The organism is Algoriphagus marinus (assembly GCF_001936475.1).
Taxonomy (GTDB): domain Bacteria; phylum Bacteroidota; class Bacteroidia; order Cytophagales; family Cyclobacteriaceae; genus Algoriphagus; species Algoriphagus marinus.
The window spans coordinates 149,876-171,920 of sequence record NZ_MSPQ01000007.1 but is presented as its reverse complement, the minus strand read 5'-3'; the positions used below and the strand labels follow the sequence as shown (position 1 = coordinate 171,920).

General features: G+C 38.6%; 18 protein-coding genes. 10 read left to right on the top strand and 8 right to left on the bottom strand.

Annotation, left to right across the window (positions count from 1 at the left end; genetic code table 11):
• Positions 1–3 precede the first annotated feature (3 nt).
• From BVC88_RS12815 to BVC88_RS12800, 4 genes are all read left to right on the top strand, one after another.
• Positions 4–1,902, top strand: coding sequence for a DNA topoisomerase IV subunit B (locus BVC88_RS12815; protein WP_075351095.1), 1,899 nt, complete (start codon positions 4–6; stop codon positions 1,900–1,902).
• Between the two features lie 88 nt (positions 1,903–1,990).
• Complete coding sequence (locus BVC88_RS12810) at positions 1,991–4,612, top strand: DNA gyrase/topoisomerase IV subunit A (RefSeq protein ID WP_075351094.1); 2,622 nt, start codon at positions 1,991–1,993, stop codon at positions 4,610–4,612.
• Between the two features lie 96 nt (positions 4,613–4,708).
• The gene (locus BVC88_RS12805; protein ID WP_075351093.1) at positions 4,709–5,143 is read left to right on the top strand and encodes a hypothetical protein; all 435 of its coding nucleotides are present in this window, start codon (positions 4,709–4,711) and stop codon (positions 5,141–5,143) included.
• A gap of 176 nt (positions 5,144–5,319) precedes the next feature.
• A complete protein-coding gene (locus tag BVC88_RS12800; protein ID WP_075351092.1) occupies positions 5,320–6,006 on the top strand; it encodes a TrmH family RNA methyltransferase in 687 nt (228 codons plus the stop codon).
• A 2-nt stretch (positions 6,007–6,008) separates the two neighbouring features.
• On the opposite strand, the gene BVC88_RS12795 is transcribed toward BVC88_RS12800, so the two are convergent.
• A complete protein-coding gene (locus tag BVC88_RS12795; protein ID WP_075351091.1) occupies positions 6,009–6,608 on the bottom strand; it encodes a hypothetical protein in 600 nt (199 codons plus the stop codon).
• A 134-nt stretch (positions 6,609–6,742) separates the two neighbouring features.
• Here BVC88_RS12795 and BVC88_RS12790 point away from each other — a divergent pair, with 134 nt between their 5' ends.
• Positions 6,743–8,299 carry a hypothetical protein gene (locus BVC88_RS12790; protein ID WP_075351090.1) on the top strand — a complete coding sequence of 519 codons (1,557 nt, stop codon included), beginning with the start codon at positions 6,743–6,745 and terminating at the stop codon, positions 8,297–8,299.
• Between the two features lie 54 nt (positions 8,300–8,353).
• On the opposite strand, the gene BVC88_RS12785 is transcribed toward BVC88_RS12790, so the two are convergent.
• Positions 8,354–8,791, bottom strand: a complete 438-nt coding sequence (locus tag BVC88_RS12785; protein WP_075351089.1) for a peptidylprolyl isomerase — start codon at positions 8,789–8,791, stop codon at positions 8,354–8,356.
• 256 nt (positions 8,792–9,047) lie between these two features.
• Positions 9,048–10,649 carry a phosphoenolpyruvate carboxykinase (ATP) gene (pckA, locus tag BVC88_RS12780; RefSeq protein ID WP_075351088.1) on the bottom strand — a complete coding sequence of 534 codons (1,602 nt, stop codon included), beginning with the start codon at positions 10,647–10,649 and terminating at the stop codon, positions 9,048–9,050.
• A gap of 344 nt (positions 10,650–10,993) precedes the next feature.
• Between pckA and BVC88_RS12775 the strand changes: the two genes are divergently transcribed.
• On the top strand, positions 10,994–12,493 hold the full coding sequence (locus BVC88_RS12775) for a peptide MFS transporter (RefSeq protein ID WP_245803645.1): 1,500 nt from the start codon (positions 10,994–10,996) through the stop codon (positions 12,491–12,493).
• A gap of 52 nt (positions 12,494–12,545) precedes the next feature.
• Complete coding sequence (locus BVC88_RS12770; RefSeq protein WP_075351087.1) at positions 12,546–12,932, top strand: DUF6122 family protein; 387 nt, start codon at positions 12,546–12,548, stop codon at positions 12,930–12,932.
• A 36-nt stretch (positions 12,933–12,968) separates the two neighbouring features.
• Here BVC88_RS12770 and BVC88_RS12765 read toward each other — a convergent pair whose 3' ends face one another.
• Complete coding sequence (locus BVC88_RS12765) at positions 12,969–13,664, bottom strand: TetR/AcrR family transcriptional regulator (RefSeq protein WP_075351086.1); 696 nt, start codon at positions 13,662–13,664, stop codon at positions 12,969–12,971.
• 145 nt (positions 13,665–13,809) lie between these two features.
• Positions 13,810–15,102, bottom strand: a complete 1,293-nt coding sequence (tyrS, locus tag BVC88_RS12760) for a tyrosine--tRNA ligase (protein WP_075351219.1) — start codon at positions 15,100–15,102, stop codon at positions 13,810–13,812.
• A gap of 169 nt (positions 15,103–15,271) precedes the next feature.
• On the opposite strand from tyrS, the gene BVC88_RS12755 reads away from it, so the two are divergent.
• Positions 15,272–18,505: a S41 family peptidase gene (locus tag BVC88_RS12755; RefSeq protein ID WP_075351085.1), complete on the top strand. Its 3,234-nt coding sequence runs from the start codon at positions 15,272–15,274 to the stop codon at positions 18,503–18,505.
• 62 nt (positions 18,506–18,567) lie between these two features.
• Here BVC88_RS12755 and BVC88_RS12750 read toward each other — a convergent pair whose 3' ends face one another.
• The 3 genes from BVC88_RS12750 to BVC88_RS12740 form a co-directional block, all read right to left on the bottom strand.
• On the bottom strand, positions 18,568–18,897 hold the full coding sequence (locus BVC88_RS12750; protein ID WP_075351084.1) for a BlaI/MecI/CopY family transcriptional regulator: 330 nt from the start codon (positions 18,895–18,897) through the stop codon (positions 18,568–18,570).
• 163 nt (positions 18,898–19,060) lie between these two features.
• Positions 19,061–19,810, bottom strand: a complete 750-nt coding sequence (locus tag BVC88_RS12745) for an acyl-CoA desaturase (RefSeq protein WP_075351083.1) — start codon at positions 19,808–19,810, stop codon at positions 19,061–19,063.
• A 134-nt stretch (positions 19,811–19,944) separates the two neighbouring features.
• Positions 19,945–20,373, bottom strand: coding sequence for an AlbA family DNA-binding domain-containing protein (locus tag BVC88_RS12740; RefSeq protein WP_075351082.1), 429 nt, complete (start codon positions 20,371–20,373; stop codon positions 19,945–19,947).
• Between the two features lie 99 nt (positions 20,374–20,472).
• Between BVC88_RS12740 and BVC88_RS12735 the strand changes: the two genes are divergently transcribed.
• Positions 20,473–21,036: a hypothetical protein gene (locus BVC88_RS12735; RefSeq protein ID WP_075351081.1), complete on the top strand. Its 564-nt coding sequence runs from the start codon at positions 20,473–20,475 to the stop codon at positions 21,034–21,036.
• 50 nt (positions 21,037–21,086) lie between these two features.
• A complete protein-coding gene (locus BVC88_RS12730; RefSeq protein ID WP_075351218.1) occupies positions 21,087–21,989 on the top strand; it encodes a histone deacetylase family protein in 903 nt (300 codons plus the stop codon).
• The last annotated feature ends 56 nt before the right edge of the window (positions 21,990–22,045 follow it).

The window sequence follows — 22,045 nt, the reverse complement described above, 5'->3', positions numbered from 1 at the left end:
TAAATGGCAGAAATAGGAAAATATAACGAAGATAGTATCAAGTCCCTGGACTGGAGAGAGCATATCAGACTCAGACCCGGAATGTATATCGGGAAACTCGGAGATGGAAGCGCACAGGATGACGGTATCTATGTGATGGTGAAAGAAATCCTTGACAACTCGATCGATGAACATATGATGGGATTTGGTCGGACCATAGAGGTTAAAATCACTGATCAAAAGGTAGAAGTCAGAGATTATGGACGTGGTATACCACTAGGAAAAGTTATTGACTGTGTATCTAAAATAAATACTGGAGGTAAATACGATTCAGGAGCATTTCAAAAATCAGTTGGTCTAAACGGAGTAGGTACCAAAGCCGTAAATGCGCTTTCAGATTTCTTCAAAGTCCAATCTTTCCGTGATGGAGAGACGAAAGTTGCGGAATTTGAAAAGGGGATTTTGACAAATGATCAGAAAATAGATAAATCCTCTGATCGAAATGGTACAAAAATCGTGTTTTCTCCAGATGGTAGTATTTTCAAAAATTACCACTTCATTCCAGAGTATCTCGAAAATCAGATTTGGAATTATGCCTATTTGAATGCGGGTCTGACAATCAATTACAACGGTAAAAAGTATTTTTCGGACAAAGGTCTTTATGATCTTCTTTCTAATAAAGTGGATGAAGAAGCGATTCGATATCCGATTATTCACCTGAAAGGAAATGATATCGAACTGGCAATCACACACTCTGGTCAATATGGAGAGGAATATTATTCCTTTGTGAATGGTCAATATACTACGCAAGGTGGAACACACCTGGCAGCATTTCGAGAAGCGATCGTAAAGACGATCCGAGAATTCTATAAGAAGGATTACGATTCCTCAGATATCAGACAAAGTGTTGTAGCTGCGATTGCAGTGCGAGTTCAGGAGCCAGTTTTTGAATCTCAGACCAAAACCAAATTGGGTTCCCAATCAGTTGGACCTGATGGGCCGACATTGAGAACCTTTGTCAATGATTTTGTGAAGACGGAACTGGATAACTATCTCCACAAAAACCCGGCGGTAGCTGATGCGCTTTTGAAGCGGATTTTGCAATCAGAAAGGGAGCGAAAGGAAATATCCGGAATCAAGAAGCTTGCAAACGAGCGGGCAAAAAAAGCAAATCTTCACAACAAGAAGCTTCGTGATTGTAGAGTGCACTACGATGATCCGAAAGCCAACGAAGATGCAAAAAACAATACCATGTTGTTTTTGACTGAAGGTGACTCAGCATCCGGCTCCATTACTAAATCACGGGATGTGCAAACTCAAGCGGTATTTTCTCTTCGAGGTAAGCCATTGAACTGCTTTGGGATGACCAAAAAAGTGGTTTATGAGAATGAGGAATTCAACTTGCTTCAGCATGCCTTAAATATTGAAGATGGAATTGAAAATCTTCGTTATCGAAAGATTGTGATAGCTACTGATGCCGATGTCGATGGCATGCACATTCGTTTGCTGATAATGACTTATTTCCTTCAGTTCTTTCCTGACTTGGTGAAAAACGGTCATTTGTTTATACTGGACACGCCACTTTTCCGGGTTAGAAATAAGAAAGAGACGATTTATTGCTATTCCGATGAAGAACGTCAGCGTGCTATTCATAAACTTGGTAACAAGCCTGAAATCACTCGATTCAAAGGTTTGGGAGAGATTTCACCAGAAGAATTTGGGACCTTTATCGGTGAGGACATTCGTCTGGAACCAATTATTTTGAATAAAGAGACCAAGATTCCTGATCTTTTGAATTTCTATATGGGGAAAAACACACCCGATAGACAAACATTCATTATCAAAAATCTGAAGGTAGAAAAAGACCTTGCTTTGGAAGATCCAAAAACCAAAGAAGTAGAAGAGGAAAACGAGGCAGCTTAGAAAAAAAATCTACCAAGAATCAAAATACACTAAGGTAAATCGAGTGAAGATCAACTTGCTTGATTAGACTAAAATCGAATTTTAATACATGAGTGAAGAACAAGAAAAGCCAGTAAATCCGGAAGAGACCCTTCATACCTCTGTTCCAGTCACTGGGATGTACAAAGATTGGTTTTTGGATTATGCGTCTTATGTAATTCTAGAGCGGGCGGTTCCTGCCATCGAAGATGGTTTGAAGCCGGTTCAGCGAAGAATTCTCCATGCAATGAAGGAAATGGATGATGGTAGATTTAACAAAGTCGCCAACATCATTGGGCAATCCATGCAGTATCATCCGCACGGAGACGCCTCAATTGGAGATGCGATCGTAAATATTGGTCAAAAGGAATTATTGATAGAAACCCAAGGTAACTGGGGTGATGTGCGAACAGGTGATCGGGCTGCGGCAGCTCGATACATTGAAGCCAGACTTTCAAAATTTGCACTTGAAGTTGTTTTCAACGCTCAGACTACCGAATGGCAGCTATCTTATGATGGTAGAAAGCGTGAGCCGGTCACTTTGCCGGTTAAATTCCCACTTTTATTGGCACAAGGAGTAGAGGGAATAGCCGTAGGTCTTTCCACCAAAATCCTTCCACACAACTTTATCGAATTGATCGAAGGGTCAATTGAAATTTTAAAGGGAAACAAAACGAATGTTCTTCCTGATTTTATTACAGGAGGTCTGGCGGATTTTTCAGAATATAATGAAGGCCTCAGAGGAGGAAAGGTCAAGCTCAGAGCTCGAATCGAAGAGGAAGATAGTAAAACGTTGCTTATCAAGGAGATTCCTTATGGTACGACCACGGATTCTTTGATTGATTCCATCCTTAAAGCAAATGACAAAGGGAAAATCAAAATCAAAAAAGTTGTAGACAATACAGCTAAAGATGTTGAGATCGCTATTCAGTTGGCACCTGGAGTTTCACCCGATGTGACGATTGATGCGCTCTATGCTTTCACCGATTGCGAGGTGTCGATTTCTCCAAATGCCTGTGTGATCATCAAGGATTCTCCTGTTTTCCTTACAGTCAACGACATATTAGAATACAATACTAAACAGACTAAGGCGCTCCTAAAGCGAGAATTGGAAATCAGAAAAGCGGAATTACTTGAAAAATTGCTTTTCTCTTCCTTGGAAAAAATCTTTATCGAAAATCGTATTTACCGGGATATTGAGGAATGTACGACTTGGGATGCAGTTTTGGAGGCAATTGACAAAGGCTTAGAGCCTTATAAGCCTGATTTTTACCGGGAAATAGTTCAGGATGATTTGATTCGACTGACCGAAATCAAAATCAAACGTATTTCGAAATTCGATGCTTTTAAAGCTGATGAGTTGATGAGGCGACTTCAGGAAGAACTGAAGGAAGTGAACCATAACCTCCGAAACTTAACAGAGTACTCGATCAACTACTACCAAAACCTTCTTGAAAAATACGGAAAAGGCAGAGAGCGAAAGACAGAAATCCGGACATTTGATACCATCCAAGCCAATGTAGTGGCTGCAAATAATGCTAAACTCTATGTCAACCGTGCAGATGGGTTTGTTGGGTATGGATTGAAAAAAGACGAGTTTGTATGTGATTGTTCTGATTTGGATGACATTATCGTCATTCGAAAAGATGGGATCTGCATGGTGTCCAAGATTCAGGAGAAGAATTTCATGGGCAAGGATATTCTCCATGTAGCCGTCTTCCGGAAAGGAGATGAACGAATGGTTTACAATTACATTTATCTGGACGGAATCACCGGTCGAGCCATGGTAAAGCGTTTTCAGGTATTGGCAGTAACCCGAGACAAGGAGTATAACTTGACCAAAGGTACTAAGGGCTCGAAGACACTTTATCTGACTGCCAATGCTAATGGAGAAGCGGAAATCGTAACCATATTTTTAACTCAAGGAGCCAAAGCCCGAGTAAAGGTTTTTGATTTTGATTTTGCCTCGATTGAGATCAAAGGCAGGGGAGCAGGTGGAAATATTCTTACCCGTCATCCTGTTCGGAAGATCCAACTCAAAATGGAAGGCGTTTCCACTTTGGGTGGTCTGAATATATACTATGATCCTACAGTCGGTAGATTGAATACTGATGAGCGTGGTAAATTGATTGGAAACTTCTTGGGTGAAGACAAAATTCTGGTCTGCTACAAGAGCGGAGATTACGAACTGACTAGTTTTGAATTAACGAATCGATATCAGGCGGATGATGTGGTTTTGATCGAAAAGTTTGATCAGGATAAAGTCCTTTCTGCAGTATATTTTGATGGCGCTAGTAAAACCTATTACATCAAGAGATTCCAGATCGAAACCACTACTCTAAATAAGAAATTCAATTTCATCTCAGATCATAAACAGTCTTACTTGAAATTGATTTCTAGCGAAAAACAACCTCAGGTTTCGGCTATTCTGATCAAAGGAAAAGAAGAAGAACAGGTGGACTTTGATCTAGACATGTTAATCGATGTCAAAGGTTGGAAAGCTTTGGGGAATAAGTTGAGTACCTACCAAGTAAAGGAAGTGTCTCTAATAGCACCGAAAAAGTCTGATAAAAAATCCGATGACTCTGAAGAAGAGGCTGTTGAAGATGAGTCAGATGACCAATTGGATGTCGGGACTACAATAGATTTATCACCTAAAAAAGATGATGAGGAGCAGTTGGGACTGTTTTAAATTGTTTCCCTAGTTCGCTCTGTTTAATGGAGATAATGACTGATTTTGATTTAATTTAAACAATATAAAACTAGAGTTTTTTTGTAATTAAGAACCATGAAATCACCTTTTTATATTGCTATTACAATCCTTCTTTTTGTAGGGTGTTCTGAAAAGACATCTTCAAATTTAGTCATTGGGAATTGGTGGTATATTCAAAGTGATTCAACTTACTCTGAGGCATATGTAAATGAGAATGAATGGGATAATCTCATTGGGTACCTTGGACCAATCCCATATACATACGTACTTGAAGGAGATTCTTTGATTTTCTACAGCTACGATAAAACTTCTCAACGAAAGTGGAGAGTTAATAAAAAAAATGATTCAACTTTATTCCTGAGCGGTTCACAAGAAACTATTCAACTTAATCGGATCAATTTTAATCTTTCATATTTCGATGCCCTTGAGGATAGTTTGTTATATGAAAAATTCAAACAGGAATTTATCTTAAGGTATTTAAAATACAATACTGAATTTGGTATTGAGTAGTTTATCCCAAAGGATTTATTCAATCCTTTGGGATAATAATTATTTTAAAAGAAGCTGTTGAAGATGAGTCAGATGACCAATTGGATGTCGGGACTACAATAGATTTATCACTTAAAAAAGATGATGAGGAGCAGTTGGGACTGTTTTAATTAGTCCTGATTCTTCGTTTTAAACGAATGGAGCATTACGATCAAGGATTTTTGGATTACTTGAAAACTTATCTTTCAGAAAGTAGAAAGTCTATTATTGAGTCCGTTTTAGCGCAGCGAACCAGACATTTTACAGTTGTCTTGGAGGATATCTATAAGCCACATAATGCCAGTGCTGTTCTTCGTACCTGTGATTGTTTCGGTCTTCAGGATGTACATGTCATAGAGCGAAGCAATCAGTATAAAATTAACCCCTATGTGACCCGTGGGGCTTCACATTGGATAGATCTTTACAAATATTATTCAGAGGAGGATTCTCCCGTTTTGGATTGCTTCGGAAAGCTGAAGTCAAATGGATATAAGATTTATGGTACTAGCCCCGCTCCTGGATCAATGAGTATTCATGACTTGGATCCTTCGGAGAAAATAGCATTGGTCTTTGGTAATGAGCATGAAGGAATCAGTCAAGAAGTAAAGGATCAGGCGGATGGACTTGTGCATATTCCAATGATGGGGTTTACAGAGAGCTTTAACATCTCGGTTTCCGCCTCAATATTTCTTTATGAATTGACAAATAAGGCCAAGCAAGCGGAGCTAGAAAACTATTTTTTATCAGAAGGTGAAAAAAATACGCTCCGAATGAAATGGTATCAATCGGTGGTCAAGCGTGCTGATTTACATGAAAAAGCTTACCTTAAAAGCATTAATTCCTAAGTTTATTTTTTAAAGATACCATTCAGTTTTTCGTTAAAGCTAGGTCTGTTTTGCTTATTTCTAGCCCTTTGACGCTGACGTTGATTCTTTTTTTGTTCTTTACTTTTGACCAAAACCATGCGTGCGGATAAGCCTATTTGCCCACGATAAAACTCAGATCTTCCTACCAAATTCACATTTGGTTTGTAGTCCAGGGATATGACTGTATTTAAAAGAGTCATTTCTATTCCCCCAATCAAATCGACTCCGGTGGTATTATTTCCATAGGTTCTAATTATGGTTTGATCACTTTCATTTTTCACAAAACTCTCTTCTTTACCCAGTGAAAGACCGGCGCCATAGTAGTAATTGAAGCGCTTAGAAATAATTGGGTGATGTTTTTTAGCTAAAATCGAAAAGGTACTGTTGAGGTTAAAATCAGATTGAAGAATCGCCTCCAAACTAGCATGATCAGCAATTCGTTGTTGAGCAGAAATACCAAAAGTTCTGCTGATTTGATTATTCCCCATCCGAATACCTAATGTTGTTCCGTATCGCTGGGCATCGGCTTCTGAAAAAGCCGAAATTAGAATGATACTGATGAATAAAATGGATTTAGTCATAGTTGAGAAATTGTTCAACCATTTAGACAAGAACCATTCCAAGAAATTTATAGCAGCTTCAATATTAGAGGTTTTTAGAGTTTGGGAATATTTCCATTAATTTGAATTTCTTCCTCATTTATTCCTTAAACCCAATGAAGAAAATCCTTCTATTTCTTTTCAGCCTAATTGCAATTCTGGTTTTAGCAGCTTGGCTTTTTTCACTGTATCAATTCAGGGATCGCCACAAAGGTTATTGGATCGATCTAAATCTTCAATCCAGCCAGAATGATATTCTTTCAGGTTTTTCAAAAGTAGAAATCAGTCCGGAAATTCCTGAAACTTGGATCGATGCCAATGGCGATGCCAGATATAATTCGGAAGATGGAGATACCTATTCTGATGCGAATGGTAACGGGAAGTTTGACGGAGTATGGTTGGCAGGTTTTCATACTGGAAGAGCTGCTCAAGCAGTTCTAGATCCGCTTTGGGCAAGAGCAATGGTCTTGGATGCAGGTGATGTGCAAATAGCTTTGGTAGTAATTGATATGATCGGGTTTGGAAATGATGAGGTGATTGCCAGCCGCAAATTGATTCAGGAAACAAATCCGGAGTTGGATTATGTGATCATCACGAGTACCCATGTACATTCTTCCCCAGACTTGATGGGGATGTGGGGAGCTTCCCAATATGAAAGAGGAGTTGATCCGGCTTACCTTTATCAAGTCCAAAAAGGGATTCAAAAAGCAGTTAGTCAAGCTTCAGAAAATAAAAGAAAGGCGGTATTTCGATTTTCAGAAGAGCAGGAAAAGTTGAAACCATTGGTAGGAGATACCCGAGATCCACAAGTATTAGATGCAGGTCTGAAGTTAATGCAAGTGTTGGATGCCGAAACCAATGAGACACTTGGTACGATCATGAACTGGGGAAATCATCCTGAGACACTTTGGTTAGAAAATATTGAGGTAAGCTCAGATTTTGCACATCACTGGAGGGAAATTGTGGAAAATGGAATTGTGGAAAAGGATAGTGTTTTTGTGGAAGGAGTAGGAGGAGTGGCAATTTTCCTAAATGGTGCAATTGGTGGATTGATGACCACACATCCATCGATGGAAGTGATAGATCCTTTTTCAAAAGAAAAATTTCAAAAACAAAATCCGGAAAAAATAATCGCTCAGGGTCGGGCTTTGGCCAAAGTTACCTTGGAGACACTTCGTGATAGCTCTTACCTGGAGGTGGGGAAATCCAATTTAGCCGTCAGAGCTGAGACTATCGAATTGAAAATGGATAATAAGCTATTTCATCTGGCTGCTTATCTGGGGATTTTTGATCGGGGGTTTACCAAATGGAAACATATTCGATCGGAAGTTTCTGCATGGAAACTCGGTCCTGCTACTTTTGTGCATGTACCTGGAGAGCTTTATCCTGAGATCTTGCATGGGGGCATAGAAAGTCCCGCAGGAGGTGATTTTGGAATCCAGCCTTTGGAAGTTCCTGCCCTTCAAACCCAAATACCTGGTCAGTTTAAGTTTTTTGCAGGGATGTCAAATGATATGGTTGGTTATATCATTCCAAAAAGTCAATGGGATGTTGAGCCTCCTTTCACCTACAAGAATAAAAACAGGCCATACGGAGAAATCAATTCCCTTGGCCCGGAAACTGCACCGAAAATTCATTCATCGGTTTTAAAAATTTTGAAAGAACTCAAATAAAAAAAGGCTCCAATATTGAAATATTGGAGCCTTTTGGTTCTTAGCCTTTTGATTTTAGGATTCTGAGATCGTGATCTTTTCAATTACATCTCCAGCTTTGATCGCATCGATTACCTCTAGACCTTCAACTACTTTACCGAAGCAAGTATGGTTCCGGTCTAAATGAGCGGTATTGTCGCGGCTATGACAAATGAAAAACTGAGATCCTCCGGTATTTCTTCCTGCATGAGCCATGGATAATACACCACGATCATGATATTGATTTTCTCCTGTCAATTCGCAATCAATTTTATATCCAGGTCCACCTGCACCATTTCCAATAGGGCAGCCACCTTGAATTACGAAGTTTGGAATAACCCTGTGAAAGGTCAGACCATCATAGAAGCCTTTATTCGCTAAATCCACAAAATTTTTAACAGTGTTTGGAGCATCTTTTTCATAAAAATCTACTTTCATAGTTCCTTTGGCTGTTTTGATCTCTGCTGTTTTCATGAGTTGTAATATCTTGTTAGAATGTTTATTTCTTTTTCGATTTAGAATTGCAAAAATAGAGTTTTAAAGCGAAGTACCTAAAGCGAATTTTGTTTACTTCTTTTTTTTAAATATTTGAATAAAGCATAGTCATTAAACTTATATAGTAATATTTCAATAAATAGATCGATTTTTACGAGAAATTTAAAATCTAAACATCATTCAAAAAAAAATCCCACAGTTCAAATTGTGGGATTTTTTTCATTTCAAATAGGTTTTAACCTAGCGGTGATCCTTCCAAAATATCTGCTGTTGCAAAATCTTCGAATCTCTTGAAGTTATCACGGAAAGCTTTCGCAAGCACCGTTGCCTGTCTATCATAATCCTCAGTATTTGCCCAAGTATTTCTTGGGTTTAATACTTCGGAAGGGACATTTGGACAAGTTTGTGGTACTTGGAACCCAAAGATTGGGTGACTCTTATATTCTACTTTATCAAGTTTTCCTTCGAGTGCTGCGGTGATCATAGCTCTGGTGTAGGAGAGTTTCATTCTTGATCCTGTTCCATAAGCACCACCAGTCCATCCAGTATTGATTAGCCAAACATTAGTTTCGTGTTTCTCCATTTTCTCCCCAAATAGTGTTGCATATTCAGTGGGGTGTAAAGGTAAGAACGCAGCACCAAAACAAGCTGAGAAGGTAAGTTTCGGCTCAGTGATTCCCATTTCGGTTCCGGCAACTTTGGCGGTATATCCTGAAATGAAATGGTACATCGCCTGGCTTTTATTAAGTTTGGAAATGGGGGGGATCACTCCAAATGCATCCGCAGTCAAAAAGAAAATATTCTGTGGAATTCCTGAAATGGAGGGGTTAAGGGCGTTTGGAATAAAATCAATTGGGTAGGCAGTTCGGGTGTTCTCAGTGACTGATTTATTTTCAAAATCAACATCTCGAGAATCTGGCTTGAATCTGGTATTCTCTACGATCGCACCAAAACGAATGGCATCCCAAATCTCAGGTTCTTTTTCACGGGTTAAGTCAATTACTTTTGCGTAGCAGCCACCTTCGAAATTGAAAATTCCCGATTCTGTCCATCCATGTTCATCATCACCAATCAAGCTTCGATTTGGGTCTGCAGATAGGGTGGTTTTACCAGTTCCTGAAAGTCCAAAAAAGATCGCAGTATCCTGATCTTTCCCCACATTTGCAGAGCAATGCATTGAAAGCACTTGTTTTTCATGTGGAAGTAGGAAATTGAGAACAGAAAATATCCCCTTTTTCATCTCACCAGCATAACCGGTACCACCAATTAGAATCATTCTTTTGGAAAGATTTAAGATGGCGAAATTTGGGTTTTTAGTTCCGTCAGTTTCAGGATTCGCTTCAAAACCGGGGGCGCAGATAATAGTAAAGTCATGTTCAAAGTTTTCCAATTCTTGGTTGGATGGTCTTAAAAACATGTTGTTGCAAAAGAGATTATGCCATGCCCAGGTATTGACTATCTTAAGATTTAAACGGTGATTTGGATCCGCTCCTGCATACGCATCCCGGATAAATAAATCCCGGTCTTGAAGGAAGACTTTCATTTTTTCCAAAAGAGCATCGAATTTATCCGAGTCGAAAGGAATATTGATATCTCCCCACCAAACAGCGTCTTTGGTTTTTTCATCCAAGACGATGTAGCGATCCTTTGGAGATCTTCCTGTGAACTTGCCTGTGTCTGCCATCAAGGCGCCGGTGGAAGTAAGAAAACCTTCCTTCCTGGCCAAAGCATGTTCTACTAAGGCGGCAGGAGGAAGGTTGTAGTGTACTTTTCCGCTTGTCTTCAAGTCTAGAAAAGACAGGGGATCGATCTGGGTTTCCAGAACTTGTTCCTGCATAATATTTGGGTTTTACAAACTGAAAATTGTCTTCACAAAAATAATCATTTCTGTAAAATACTTATCAAAAAACTGCATTTTTTAGCTTTTCAATCGATTACGAAAGAAAAACCAATGAAAATTCTGTGGCAAGTATCAATGTCTTGGAATCTCTAGTAAAAGCTTATTTCAAACATCAGAAAATTTTGTTTCAAAAGGATATTTCCTCCGGGTTAACTTTGGAAACAAGTAGGAAAATAGATTATCATTGTAAAATTGATTTCACCCAAATAAAACTATCCTTGGAAAAACAACTCAATTCAGAATTCGCAGGGCCAACTGTTTTCGGTCATCCCAAAGGTCTGATGACCCTATTTTTCACAGAAATGTGGGAAAGATTCAGCTATTATGGAATGCGGGCTTTACTTATCCTTTTTATGACCACCGCAGTAATAGATGGTGGATTGGGATTTGATGATAAAACCTCAGGTGCTATCTATGGTCTTTATACCATGGGAGTGTATTTATTAGCTTTACCCGGTGGATGGCTCGCTGATCGGCTTTTTGGTCTGAAGAAATCAGTTTGGTATGGAGGAATTATCATTGCTTTGGGGCACTTTACAATGGCTCTTCCTGGTCTGGTTAACTTGTTCGGTACTGCTGAGGTGGAAAAAGTAGCACTTTCGGCATTTGATACAAATTCGTTTTTCTTGGGTTTGGTTTTAATTGTGTTTGGAACCGGCCTTTTGAAGCCAAACATCAGTTCAATCGTAGGCCAATTGTACCCGGCTGGAAGTTCGAAGCGTGATGCTGGTTTTTCAATTTTTTATATGGGTATCAATTTGGGAGCTCTGATCGCTCCCATAGTTTGTAGCACTTTAGCTACTTACGATTGGCACCTTGGTTTTGGTGTAGCTGGATTGGGAATGGTGATAGGCTTAATTCAGTATAAACTTACCAGCCAAGCATTGGATGGTTTAGGCGATCAACCAATAGTTGAGACTCCAGAGGAAAAAATCAGTTTTAATAAGCTTAAAAAAGGAACCACCTATGTGATTGGAGCATTGATTGCAATAATCGCTGTTCTTTTTACCGGAATAATTCCCATCGATGTTTCTGCTATTGCGGGGGCTTCAGGTACAATCATAGCAGTGGTGGCTTTTGGCTATCTTGGTTATGTTATTGCTTTTGGAGGATTGGATAAAGGTGATCGAAATAAGGTTGGGGTAATAGCAATCCTTTTCCTGTTTTCTGCCATGTTTTGGTCTGGTTTTGAGCAAGCGGGTTCTACTTTAAATCTTTTTGCAGAGCGATTTACCGATCGTACCGTTTTTGGATGGGAAATTCCTACTGGATATTTTCAATCTATCAACTCCATGTTTATCATCATTTTTGCTCCGATTTTCGGTGCTATGTGGGTTTGGCTAGGGCGAAGAAATATGGAGCCTAGTTCTCCTTTGAAGTTTGCTTTCGGATTATTTGCGTTGGGGATGGGCTTTTTGGTAATGTATTTTGCTGCTAAAATTGCCGCTTCAGGTGACTTGGCCGCACCAACTTGGCTAATCATGACTTATATGCTCCATACCTTTGGGGAGTTAAGTTTATCGCCAGTGGGATTGTCTTTGGTTACCAAGCTTGCTCCGAAAAGTTATGGTGGACAAATGATGGGAATCTGGTTCTTGTCTGTTGCTTTAGGTAATTTGATTGCAGGATTGATTGCGGGCGAGGCAAGTGGTGGATCTGAAGAAGCTTTAGCTCAGATGCCAGATCAATATATGTTGATCGTTTACACTGTTCTTGGATCTGCTGCGCTACTCTTTTTACTCAAGCCAATCATCCGAAAAATGATGGGTGAGGTTCATTGATTTGAAGGCTATTAGAGTTAGATCCAATTAGTCAAAAAAAAGGAAATCCCATATGCAGGCAATTGTACATTACTTTTTGCATTTAGGATTTCCTTTTTTTATTGCATTTTTATTCTTTAGAAAAGAATGGAAAAAGGTCTATTTGATTCTCCTGGCTACTATGCTCGTTGATTTAGATCATCTTTTCTCGACTCCTATTTTTCAAGCAAACCGATGCAGTATACAGTTTCACCCGCTTCATACGAGTTATGCGATGGTGGTTTATGTGATTTTTCTCTTTCTACCAAAACCATTCAAAATCATTGGAATTGGCTTATTGTTCCACATGTTCACGGATTATGTGGATTGCATTTTCACCTTTCAAAAATGTGGTAACTGTCTAGCGGAATCGCCTATTTATGATCTCATCCAAGCCACCTCAAATTGGCTTGGATTATAAAATACTCAGGAATAACGGTGGAATATAAACTTGCGATTAGAATAAGCTTCCCTGAACAGTTACTGGCTTTGTGGCTTGAATGGTACCTTTCAGCATTTCGTTCATTAATCTGAGAAATCCAGGTTCCCAATTTTCAGGATGAACTTTCATGTCTTTTCCTTCATATTCGATTGGTCCCAACATTTTTTCATAGCCAATGATCATGCTCCAAACGGTGTAAAATGTTATTTCCGGCTGTAATTCAGGCCTGATACTCCCATCTTTTTGACCCTGGCTCACGATCATGATTCCGATTTTGGCTGGGTCATGATGGATTTCTAAAAGCTTCTGAAAGTGACTGCTTTCTAAAATCAATGGGTTAATGAGTGCTCGGGTTTCCGGATTGTTATATTTCTTAACTAAGTCCAGAAAATTGAGAATGGAATCGTAGTAAACCTGGTTTTTTTTGGCAAAAGCAGTGATTCTAATCAAAAGGTCAGATAGCATTTCCAAACCAGTTTTTCCTTTGCTTCTGTAGACGTCTCTAAATTCGTCCTTGAACTGATCAAAAGCTTTCTTGGTTAAAGCCATGAACAAGTCTTCTTTATTCTTATAATAAAAGTAAGTAAGCCCTTTACTGATTCCAGCATTTTTTGCCACATCCTCCATCCGGGTTGACTGAAATCCTTTACTCGTAAATAAAGCAACCGCTGAATCTAAAATAACTTTTTCTTTATTCTTTTCGCCTGCCATTGAATTTTGATTTTTCTAAAAGTTGAGAACAAAGTTATTAAACCTGGGTCAAAAAGTTCGGTTTAATGTTGTTTAAATACCGTCAATTTTCAAAAAAAGTGCTTTGAATTTAATTCAAAGCACTTAGATCTTGAGCATCAAAATCTTACTTTATTTCTATGATAAAGTAGTTTTTCTTTCCTTTTTGTACCAATAGATATTTGTCTTGCAGCAAATGAAAGGAAGGAGCTTCGTTTGGATCATTTAGCTTTTCCTTATTGATGCTGACTCCACCACCCTGAATCATTTTTCGAGCTTCGCCCTTTGAGGCAAAAACAACTCCTTGAGTTACCTCGCCAAAAAGGTCAAGGATCGAGGTGAGCTGATCAAGTTCAGATTTTGAAATTTGGACCTGAGGTACACCTTCAAAAACCTGCAGGAAAGTTCGCTCATCTAAAGCAGCAAGATCTTCTGTTGAGGATTTTCCGAAAAGTATTTCAGAGGCTTTTAAAGCCATCTCAAACTCAGCTTCCCCATGGACCATTTTAGTGAGTTGCTTCCCGATTTCTTTTTGCAAGATTCTTAGGTGCGGAGCTTCGGCATGTTCAACTTCCAAAGCTTCAATCGTTTTTTGATCCAAAACGGTAAAAATCCGGATGTATTTAGATGCGTCTTCATCGGATACATTCAGCCAAAACTGATAAAAGGCATAAGGTGAAGTTTTCTCCGGGTCCAGCCAAACCGATCCACTTTCGGTTTTACCAAATTTAGTCCCATCTGCTTTGGTGATCAATGGGACAGTCAATGCATAAGCACTTCCACCACCCATTCTTCGGATGAGCTCAGTACCTGTCACGATATTCCCCCACTGATCCGAACCTCCAAGTTGAACGGTACAATTTTCATTTTTCCATAAATGATAGAAATCGTAGCCTTGGATCAGCTGGTAAGAAAACTCGGTAAAAGACAAACCATTTCCATCCTCAAGTCTTCTTTTTACAGAATCTTTCGACATCATGTAGTTTACTGTGATGTGCTTTCCAACGTCACGGATAAATTCTAAAAAACTAAATTTTGAAATCCAGTCGTAGTTATTTACCAGCTCAGCTTTATTTTCTGCTTTTCCCGAAAAGTCCAGGAATTTTGAAAGCTGTGCCTGAAGGCAATTCACGTTATGATCTAAGGTGCTTTTATTGAGTAGATTTCGTTCATCTGACTTGAAGGAAGGATCACCAATCATCCCCGTAGCACCTCCAACTAAGGCAAATGGCTTATGTCCTGATCTTTGGAAATGTAATAGTGTCATTACACCCACTAGGTGACCAATATGAAGCGAGTCTGCTGTAGGATCAAAGCCTAAATAAGCCGAGGCCATTCCTTTACTAAGATGTTCCTCAATATCAGGAGTCATGTCCTGAAGCATTCCTCTCCAGCGAAGTTCTTCTATAAATGAATTCATGGGTGTTTGATTTTTTTTCAAGCCGCAAATATAGCTTGGTCAGCCGAAGGATTAAAGGAATAAATGGAGCTTTCTGAATTTCCGCATATATCCTTAAAAACATTTCCCATAAAAAAGATAGTAAGTTGGGATTGAAAATTCTCTTATTTTAGCGTCAAACTGATTAAATATGAATTTGAAAAAATATTTATTGATGGCCTGTTTGGCCTTTTTTTACGTCAACATAAGTATAGCCCAGGTAGCTCCTCAATGGATGCGCTATCCGGCAATTTCTCCTGACGGTTCTCAGATCGTTTTCACATATAAAGGGGATCTTTATCTTGTACCTAGTAAAGGAGGGGATGCAAAGCAGATTACTTTCCATGAGGCACACGATTACAAACCTGTTTGGAGCAAGGATGGAAGCCAAATTGCTTTTGCATCTGATCGTTATGGGAATTTTGACATTTTCATAATGAGCGCTTCGGGAGGTCCAGCATCACGCTTGACTTACCATTCGAATGACGAACAGCCGTTTGAGTTTTCCTCAGATAATGAAAAAATAATCTTTGGAACAACAAGACTGGATCAGGCAGAACATCGTCAATATCCTACGGGATCTCAGCCAGAGCTTTATGAAGTTCCTAAAAAAGGTGGTCGAGTAGATCAGGTTTGGACGATTCCAGCTGAATATGTTCAGTCCAATAAGGCTGGAGATAAGATGATTTACCATGATAAAAAAGGTGGTGAAAACGAGTGGAGGAAGCATCATCAATCAGGAGTAGCAAGAGACATCTGGCTTTATGATGCTAAAACAAACTCCCATAAGATGCTTACCAGTTTTTATGGAGAGGATAGAAACCCAGTTTTTTCTCCTGATGAATCAGAAATCTATTACCTCAGTGAAACGAATGGCAATTTCAATGTCTATGCCATGAGTATTGCCAATCCGACTTCGACCACAGCTCTTACGGATCTAAAAACTTACCCAGTTCGTTTTTTGTCTATTTCCAATGAAGGCTTGATGTCATTTAGCTATGATGGTGAGCTTTACACTTTAAACAAAGGTGCACAACCTCAAAAGCTTCAAGTCAATCTTCAAACTCAATCGATCAGTAATGCTGATAATTACATATCGATCAATGGAGGAGTAAGGGAAATGGCTATATCTCCTGATGGAAAAGAGATTGCATTTATCGCAAGAGGAGAAGTATTCGTGACTTCGGTTGACGGTGCAATGACTAAGAGGATTACAAATACGCCAGAGCAGGAAAGATTTGTAGAGTTTGCTCCGGATAGAAAATCCGTTGTTTATTCAAGTGAAAGAGGAGGGAAGTGGCAGATCTTCCAAAGTAAAATAGTAAGAGCTGATGAGCCTTTTTTCTTCGCTTCTACTTTGATTAAAGAAGAGCCATTAGTGAGTGTAGCAACCGATGCCTATTTGCCAAAGTTTTCACCTGATGGTAAGAAAATAGCTTTCGTGGAAAATAGAAGAGTATTGAAAGTCCGTGATTTGGCATCGAATGCCGAAGTGACTCTCTTAGATGAAGATGAATTATTTCACATGAGAGATGGAGATCAATATTTCACCTGGAGTCCTGATAGTAAATGGCTGCTAGCTTCTTTTAGACCGACTATGGTAAACTCAGAAGTCGTTTTATTGGATGCAGCTGGCAAAGAGCCTATGCGTAATCTGACAAAAAGCGGCTACGGAGACGATGAGGCTAAGTGGGTGAATGGAGGAAAACAGATGTTATGGTTTTCCAATAGAGATGGATTGAGAAGCTATGCGACAAGCGGACAAAATCAAAACGATGTTTATACGCTGTTTTTTGATCAGGAAAGCTGGGATAAGTTTCGCCTTTCGAAAGAAGATTTTGACTTGATGAAAGAGATTGAAAAGTCGAAGAAAAAAGAAGATGAAACAGAGAAAGATAAGACCAAGAAAGAAGCTGAAAAAGAAGTAAAGCCGCTAAAATTTGACTTTGATGGAATAGAAGACAGAAAGGCAAGATTGACAATTCATTCTTCAGATTTGGGAGATGCAGTATTGTCAAAAGATGGGGAAAAGCTTTTCTACCTTACCTCATTTGAGAAAGGGATGAATCTTTGGAGTACAAACCTACGAACAAAAGAGACCAAGCAGGAAATCGCTTTAGATGCAAATTCTGCTAGCTTAATGTGGGATAAAGATCAGAAAAATCTCTTTTTGATGTCCAATGGATCCATTTCCAAAATTAATCCGGAAACAATGAAACGAGAGTCAATCAAAATCTCCGGGGAAATGACTTATGACAAAGATGCGGAGAGAGCTCACTTATTTGATCATGTTTGGCTTAGAACAAAGGGAATATTCTATACCCCGGATATGCATGGTGTGGATTGGGAAGCCGCTCGGGTTAATTATGAAAAGTACATTCCACATATTGGCAATGAATATGAATTTGCAGAATTACTTTCTGAGATGATCGGTGAGTTGAATGTATCTCATGCGGGTGCGCGTTATTCCAGATCCATTGACTTAGCAGATGCGACAGCCTCATTAGGAGTATTTATAGACTATAAATATGAAGGCAATGGAATCAAAATAGCTGAAGTGATTGCAGAAGGACCTCTGGATAAATCAGGTATAGAAATAGAGCCTGGAATGATCATAGAAAGTATTGACGGAGAATTACTTACTTTGGATTTTGACCATGCCAAATTATTAAATCGAAAGGCAAATAAGTTCACCTTGATTGAGGTATTGGAACCTAAAACTGGGACAAAAAAGCAATGGACCATCAAGCCGATCTCGCTAGGTGAGGAAGGAAGACTACTTTATAAAAGATGGGTAAAAAAGAATCAGGCTGAGGTAGAGCGATTGAGTGATGGCAAACTTGGGTATGTTCATATTCCAGGTATGAGCGATGGTCCATACAGAAACGTTTATGATGAAATGCTCGGAAAATACCACGATAAGGAAGCTGTGATTGTTGATACTCGCTTTAACGGAGGAGGGGACTTGGTAGCTGATTTGGCAATGTTTTTCACCGGTGAGAAGTTTTTAACCTACGCTACTGAAGCAAAAGTTGTAGGCTATGAGCCTACTGCCAGATGGACCAAACCAACTCTTGCCATGTTTAATGAAGCAAATTATTCCGATGGGCATTGTTTTGCTTGTGGTTACACAGATTTGAATATCGGTAAAACAGTAGGTATGCCAACTCCGGGGACCTGTTCTTTTGCGGGTTGGGAAGGTTTGCCAAATGGAGTGAGATGGGGAGCTGTACCAATTTCTGCGAAAAACAAAGCTGGAGAATGGTTAGAAAATAACGAGACTAAGCCTCAGTTTGAGGTGAAAAATATGCCAGGTAAAATAGATAAAGGAATTGATCAGCAGCTGGAAGTTGCAGTGCAGGAACTTCTAAAAGATGTAAAGTGATTCTGAAATATTTGGTCAAAAAAAAAGCCCGGAATTTCCGGGCTTTTTTTGATTAAGTTTTTTTACTGAAAACTTTTTGTGTTCAAAGTTTCGTCATTCTTGAAGAATTCGTGAAGCTTTGCAAATGAGTTGTCGAAGTATCCACCAAGCATTTTTTTGATGATAAACGATCTGTACTCATCTTTTGAAACGATTGGAAAGTACTCATGGCTTTTACCATAAGACTTATGACTAACGAATCCTTTTCTCTCAAGAATTCTCACAATTGTCGAAACGGTGTTGTAAGCCGGCTTCGGATCAGTCATAGGTGTAAGGATGTCTTTGACGAATCCTCTTTCGATTTCCCAGAGGATTTGCATGATCTCCTCTTCTGCTCTTGTTAATGGTTTCATAAATAAGGTGTTAAGTTTTAAATCGTCAGAAAATTATTCGTTTAGTTTCTAAAAAGCAACAAATTTCCCAATTAGTTTTACTATTTAGTTTATAAAAATTTTAAATCACTGGTTTTCTGTTAATTAAAGATCAAAAAAAAAGCCTCCATTTGGAGGCTTTTTTTTATGTCGCTCTTAATTTGATTATCCCAGTAGCATGTAATAGTTTGACTATTGGGTAGGTTGGGTCAAATTCATACCATTTAACAGCAAAATTCGGTCGATTTGGAAGCTTATGGTGATTGTTTTGAAACAATTCTCCAAGCATTAGTACGTCTAAGAGAAGACTGTTTTTGGATTTGTCATTATTGTCAAAGTTTGCATAACCATATTTATGGCCACTCCAATTGACAATAGCTCCGTGAACTGGGCCCATCAAGAAATGAATAGGAAGTAAGAAATACATCCACCAATGCGTGCCGGGTAATTCAAAAACTGAAATACATAACACATAGATTGCAACATAAAATAAGCCCCAACTTACTCTGACAAGCATCGTATCTGCGAATTTGTCAAATTTATTCCAATCTGGAATGTCTTTAGAAAATCGCTCTTCAGGCTTTAGACGGAAAGAAAAGTACTCATTATAAATATTTTTCGTCTTCCACATCATGGTAAAAAGATTCTCTGTATGATGGGGACTATGGGGGTCTTTTGGGGTGTCACTATAAGCGTGGTGCATTCGGTGCAGGATCGCGTATGCTCTTGGGGATAAATAAGAGCTTCCTTGCCACATCCACGTGAAAAAGTAAAAGAACTTTTCCCAATACTTGTTCATATAGAACATCTGATGAGCTGCATAACGATGCAAAAAGAAACTTTGGCAAAACAGGGAGAAATACCAATGCAAAAGGAAGAAGATAATGATAATCACTCGAGGGTTATTTTGTTGTTGTCGTAAATATAAGACTTGACAGCTTAAGAACTCAAAACCAGTCCCGAATTCCTACATTATAATTTGATGATATTTATCAGAAATTAAGTTTGTAAGGGCTGTCATTACTTTGGTTATAAGTAGTTTGATTCAGATAATGTTTGATCTTTTTTCCGAAAGTAAGCCTGCGTTTTTCCGTTTTCTTTTACAAATATTTTTATGGGTTTCGATTTTTTGATGATAGCCAGTAATAAATTTATTTCGTTTTCGTCGGTTTGATTTTTTTTATCAATCCAAACTGTAAATTCTTCAAAACTAATCTGTGCTTGAGGCACGCAGTACTCTTCGTTAGCAGAGTTGATCATGTACTTTTCTTCTTCAATATCAATACCTACAAGATTACCTTTATCCGATACTCCTATCAAAATTATTCCCCCCTCGGTATTTGCAAAAGCAGAAATAGTTTTTGCAATCTTTCGTTTGGAGGTGATTTTTAATTTTAGATCTAAAGTCAGATTTTCTCGATCTTTTATAAGTTTTTTGATAAAATCTTCATCAACCATTGTGGAATTAATTTTATTGGTTTAGATTTTGAAACTATATTGACATAAAGTAGTCGAAAATAGCATTACTAAACGACATGAAATTGTAATTTTTGAACCATGAAATTCACCAATCCTGGATTTGATCCTCAGCAAATCCTTAAGTTAAGAGAGGAGCTTGCAAGCCTAGGTAAAAGTTTTAAAATCATACCCGATGAAGAAAATACGGATGAGTTTGTAAACTTTTACTTCTTGGGAATGTATGAAGGCAAAGAGGTCATATATGATGCTGCACTTTATACGCTACGACTTCATCATGCAAGTGAAGTATATGAATTGGCAGAGCATAAAGCCGCTCAGAAATTCCCTAATTTTAAAGGGATCTCTTATGAAGAGGATGAGAATGGAAATATGATCCCCCTGACACAAGAAGAGGAAGAGATTGGTTGGTTCATTACTGAAATCATCATGGAAATTGAGGAGGAAGAAAGCGTCAAGGTTCAAGAGTTTGTCGATATAGATACCAATCATGATTATGGGATTGGTGTAGATGCTAGTCTCAACGTGGATTTTATTGATGAAAAGACTATCGCGAAATTCGTCAAAGAATTTAATGATGATACACTAGTTCTTGATGATACGATGTATTCTTTCCAATCTGAGGAAGAAGAATTTGACGATTAAAAGATTTAACAATTATGCTTGACACTTGTTCTTTGGACAAGTGTTTTTTTATGCTCAAAATAGCTTACGCATCTACTTATTCACATCCCTTGCCAAAAGGTCACAGGTTCCCAATGGAAAAATACGAGTTGCTTCCGGAGCAATTATTATATGAGGGCCTGATTTCAAAGGAAAGTTTTTTTGTGCCAGAAGCAATTTCTGAAGATTGGATCCTTTCCACACATACCTTAGAATATTGGGAAAAATTGAAAAATCTATCCCTTTCTAAATCAGAAATCAGAGCTACGGGGTTTCCGCTTTCGAAAGAACTTGTAAATCGAGAGATACAAATTGCCGGGGGATCAGTTCAAGCAGCTCTTTATGCTCTAGAATTTGGGATTGCAATGAATATCGCAGGAGGTACTCATCATGCTTTTGCAGATCGAGGGGAGGGTTTTTGTCTACTCAATGATATAGGTATTACTGCAAATTACCTGCTGGAGAAAAACCTTGCGAAGAAGGTTTTGGTAATTGACCTTGATGTTCACCAAGGAAATGGAACAGCTTCTCTTTTTGGTAGCAATGATCAGGTTTTTACTTTTAGTATGCATGGTAAAAAAAACTATCCTCATCGGAAAGAGACTTCTGATCTGGATATAGGATTGGAGGATGGCGTTGATGATGAAATTTACTTGAGCCTTCTTAGCAGCAATCTAGCTTTGATTGAAACGCTATTTATACCCGACTTTGTCATCTATCAATGCGGTGTAGATGTATTATCAACTGACAAACTGGGGCGACTGGGAATGACTATTCCAGGTATAAAAAATCGGGATAAAATGGTTCTGGAATTTGGGAAAAAGTGGAATGCACCTATTATGTGCTGTATGGGAGGAGGATATTCTCCCCAAATTTCAAAAATTGTAGATGCTCATACACAAGTCTATCGACTAGCAATGGAGCTGTTTTTTTGAAGTTAACTCAATTTAGTAAAGCCAAGGGTACTTCATCATTTGTAAACTGAATTCTT

What these genes read in the sequence shown, in the direction of transcription:
- BVC88_RS12805 (WP_075351093.1), top strand. Translation starts at nt 4,709, where the DNA reads ATGAAATCACCTTTTTATATTGCTATTACAATCCTTCTTTTTGTAGGG.
- BVC88_RS12730 (WP_075351218.1), top strand. Translation starts at nt 21,087, where the DNA reads ATGCTCAAAATAGCTTACGCATCTACTTATTCACATCCCTTGCCAAAA.
- BVC88_RS12770 (WP_075351087.1), top strand. Translation starts at nt 12,546, where the DNA reads ATGCAGGCAATTGTACATTACTTTTTGCATTTAGGATTTCCTTTTTTT.
- BVC88_RS12795 (WP_075351091.1), bottom strand. Translation starts at nt 6,608, where the DNA reads ATGACTAAATCCATTTTATTCATCAGTATCATTCTAATTTCGGCTTTT.
- BVC88_RS12810 (WP_075351094.1), top strand. Translation starts at nt 1,991, where the DNA reads ATGAGTGAAGAACAAGAAAAGCCAGTAAATCCGGAAGAGACCCTTCAT.
- BVC88_RS12750 (WP_075351084.1), bottom strand. Translation starts at nt 18,897, where the DNA reads ATGAAACCATTAACAAGAGCAGAAGAGGAGATCATGCAAATCCTCTGG.
- BVC88_RS12775 (WP_245803645.1), top strand. Translation starts at nt 10,994, where the DNA reads ATGACCCTATTTTTCACAGAAATGTGGGAAAGATTCAGCTATTATGGA.
- BVC88_RS12800 (WP_075351092.1), top strand. Translation starts at nt 5,320, where the DNA reads ATGGAGCATTACGATCAAGGATTTTTGGATTACTTGAAAACTTATCTT.
- pckA (WP_075351088.1), bottom strand. Translation starts at nt 10,649, where the DNA reads ATGCAGGAACAAGTTCTGGAAACCCAGATCGATCCCCTGTCTTTTCTA.
- BVC88_RS12755 (WP_075351085.1), top strand. Translation starts at nt 15,272, where the DNA reads ATGAATTTGAAAAAATATTTATTGATGGCCTGTTTGGCCTTTTTTTAC.
- BVC88_RS12785 (WP_075351089.1), bottom strand. Translation starts at nt 8,791, where the DNA reads ATGAAAACAGCAGAGATCAAAACAGCCAAAGGAACTATGAAAGTAGAT.
- BVC88_RS12790 (WP_075351090.1), top strand. Translation starts at nt 6,743, where the DNA reads ATGAAGAAAATCCTTCTATTTCTTTTCAGCCTAATTGCAATTCTGGTT.
- BVC88_RS12765 (WP_075351086.1), bottom strand. Translation starts at nt 13,664, where the DNA reads ATGGCAGGCGAAAAGAATAAAGAAAAAGTTATTTTAGATTCAGCGGTT.
- BVC88_RS12815 (WP_075351095.1), top strand. Translation starts at nt 4, where the DNA reads ATGGCAGAAATAGGAAAATATAACGAAGATAGTATCAAGTCCCTGGAC.
- BVC88_RS12735 (WP_075351081.1), top strand. Translation starts at nt 20,473, where the DNA reads ATGAAATTCACCAATCCTGGATTTGATCCTCAGCAAATCCTTAAGTTA.
- tyrS (WP_075351219.1), bottom strand. Translation starts at nt 15,102, where the DNA reads ATGAATTCATTTATAGAAGAACTTCGCTGGAGAGGAATGCTTCAGGAC.
- BVC88_RS12740 (WP_075351082.1), bottom strand. Translation starts at nt 20,373, where the DNA reads ATGGTTGATGAAGATTTTATCAAAAAACTTATAAAAGATCGAGAAAAT.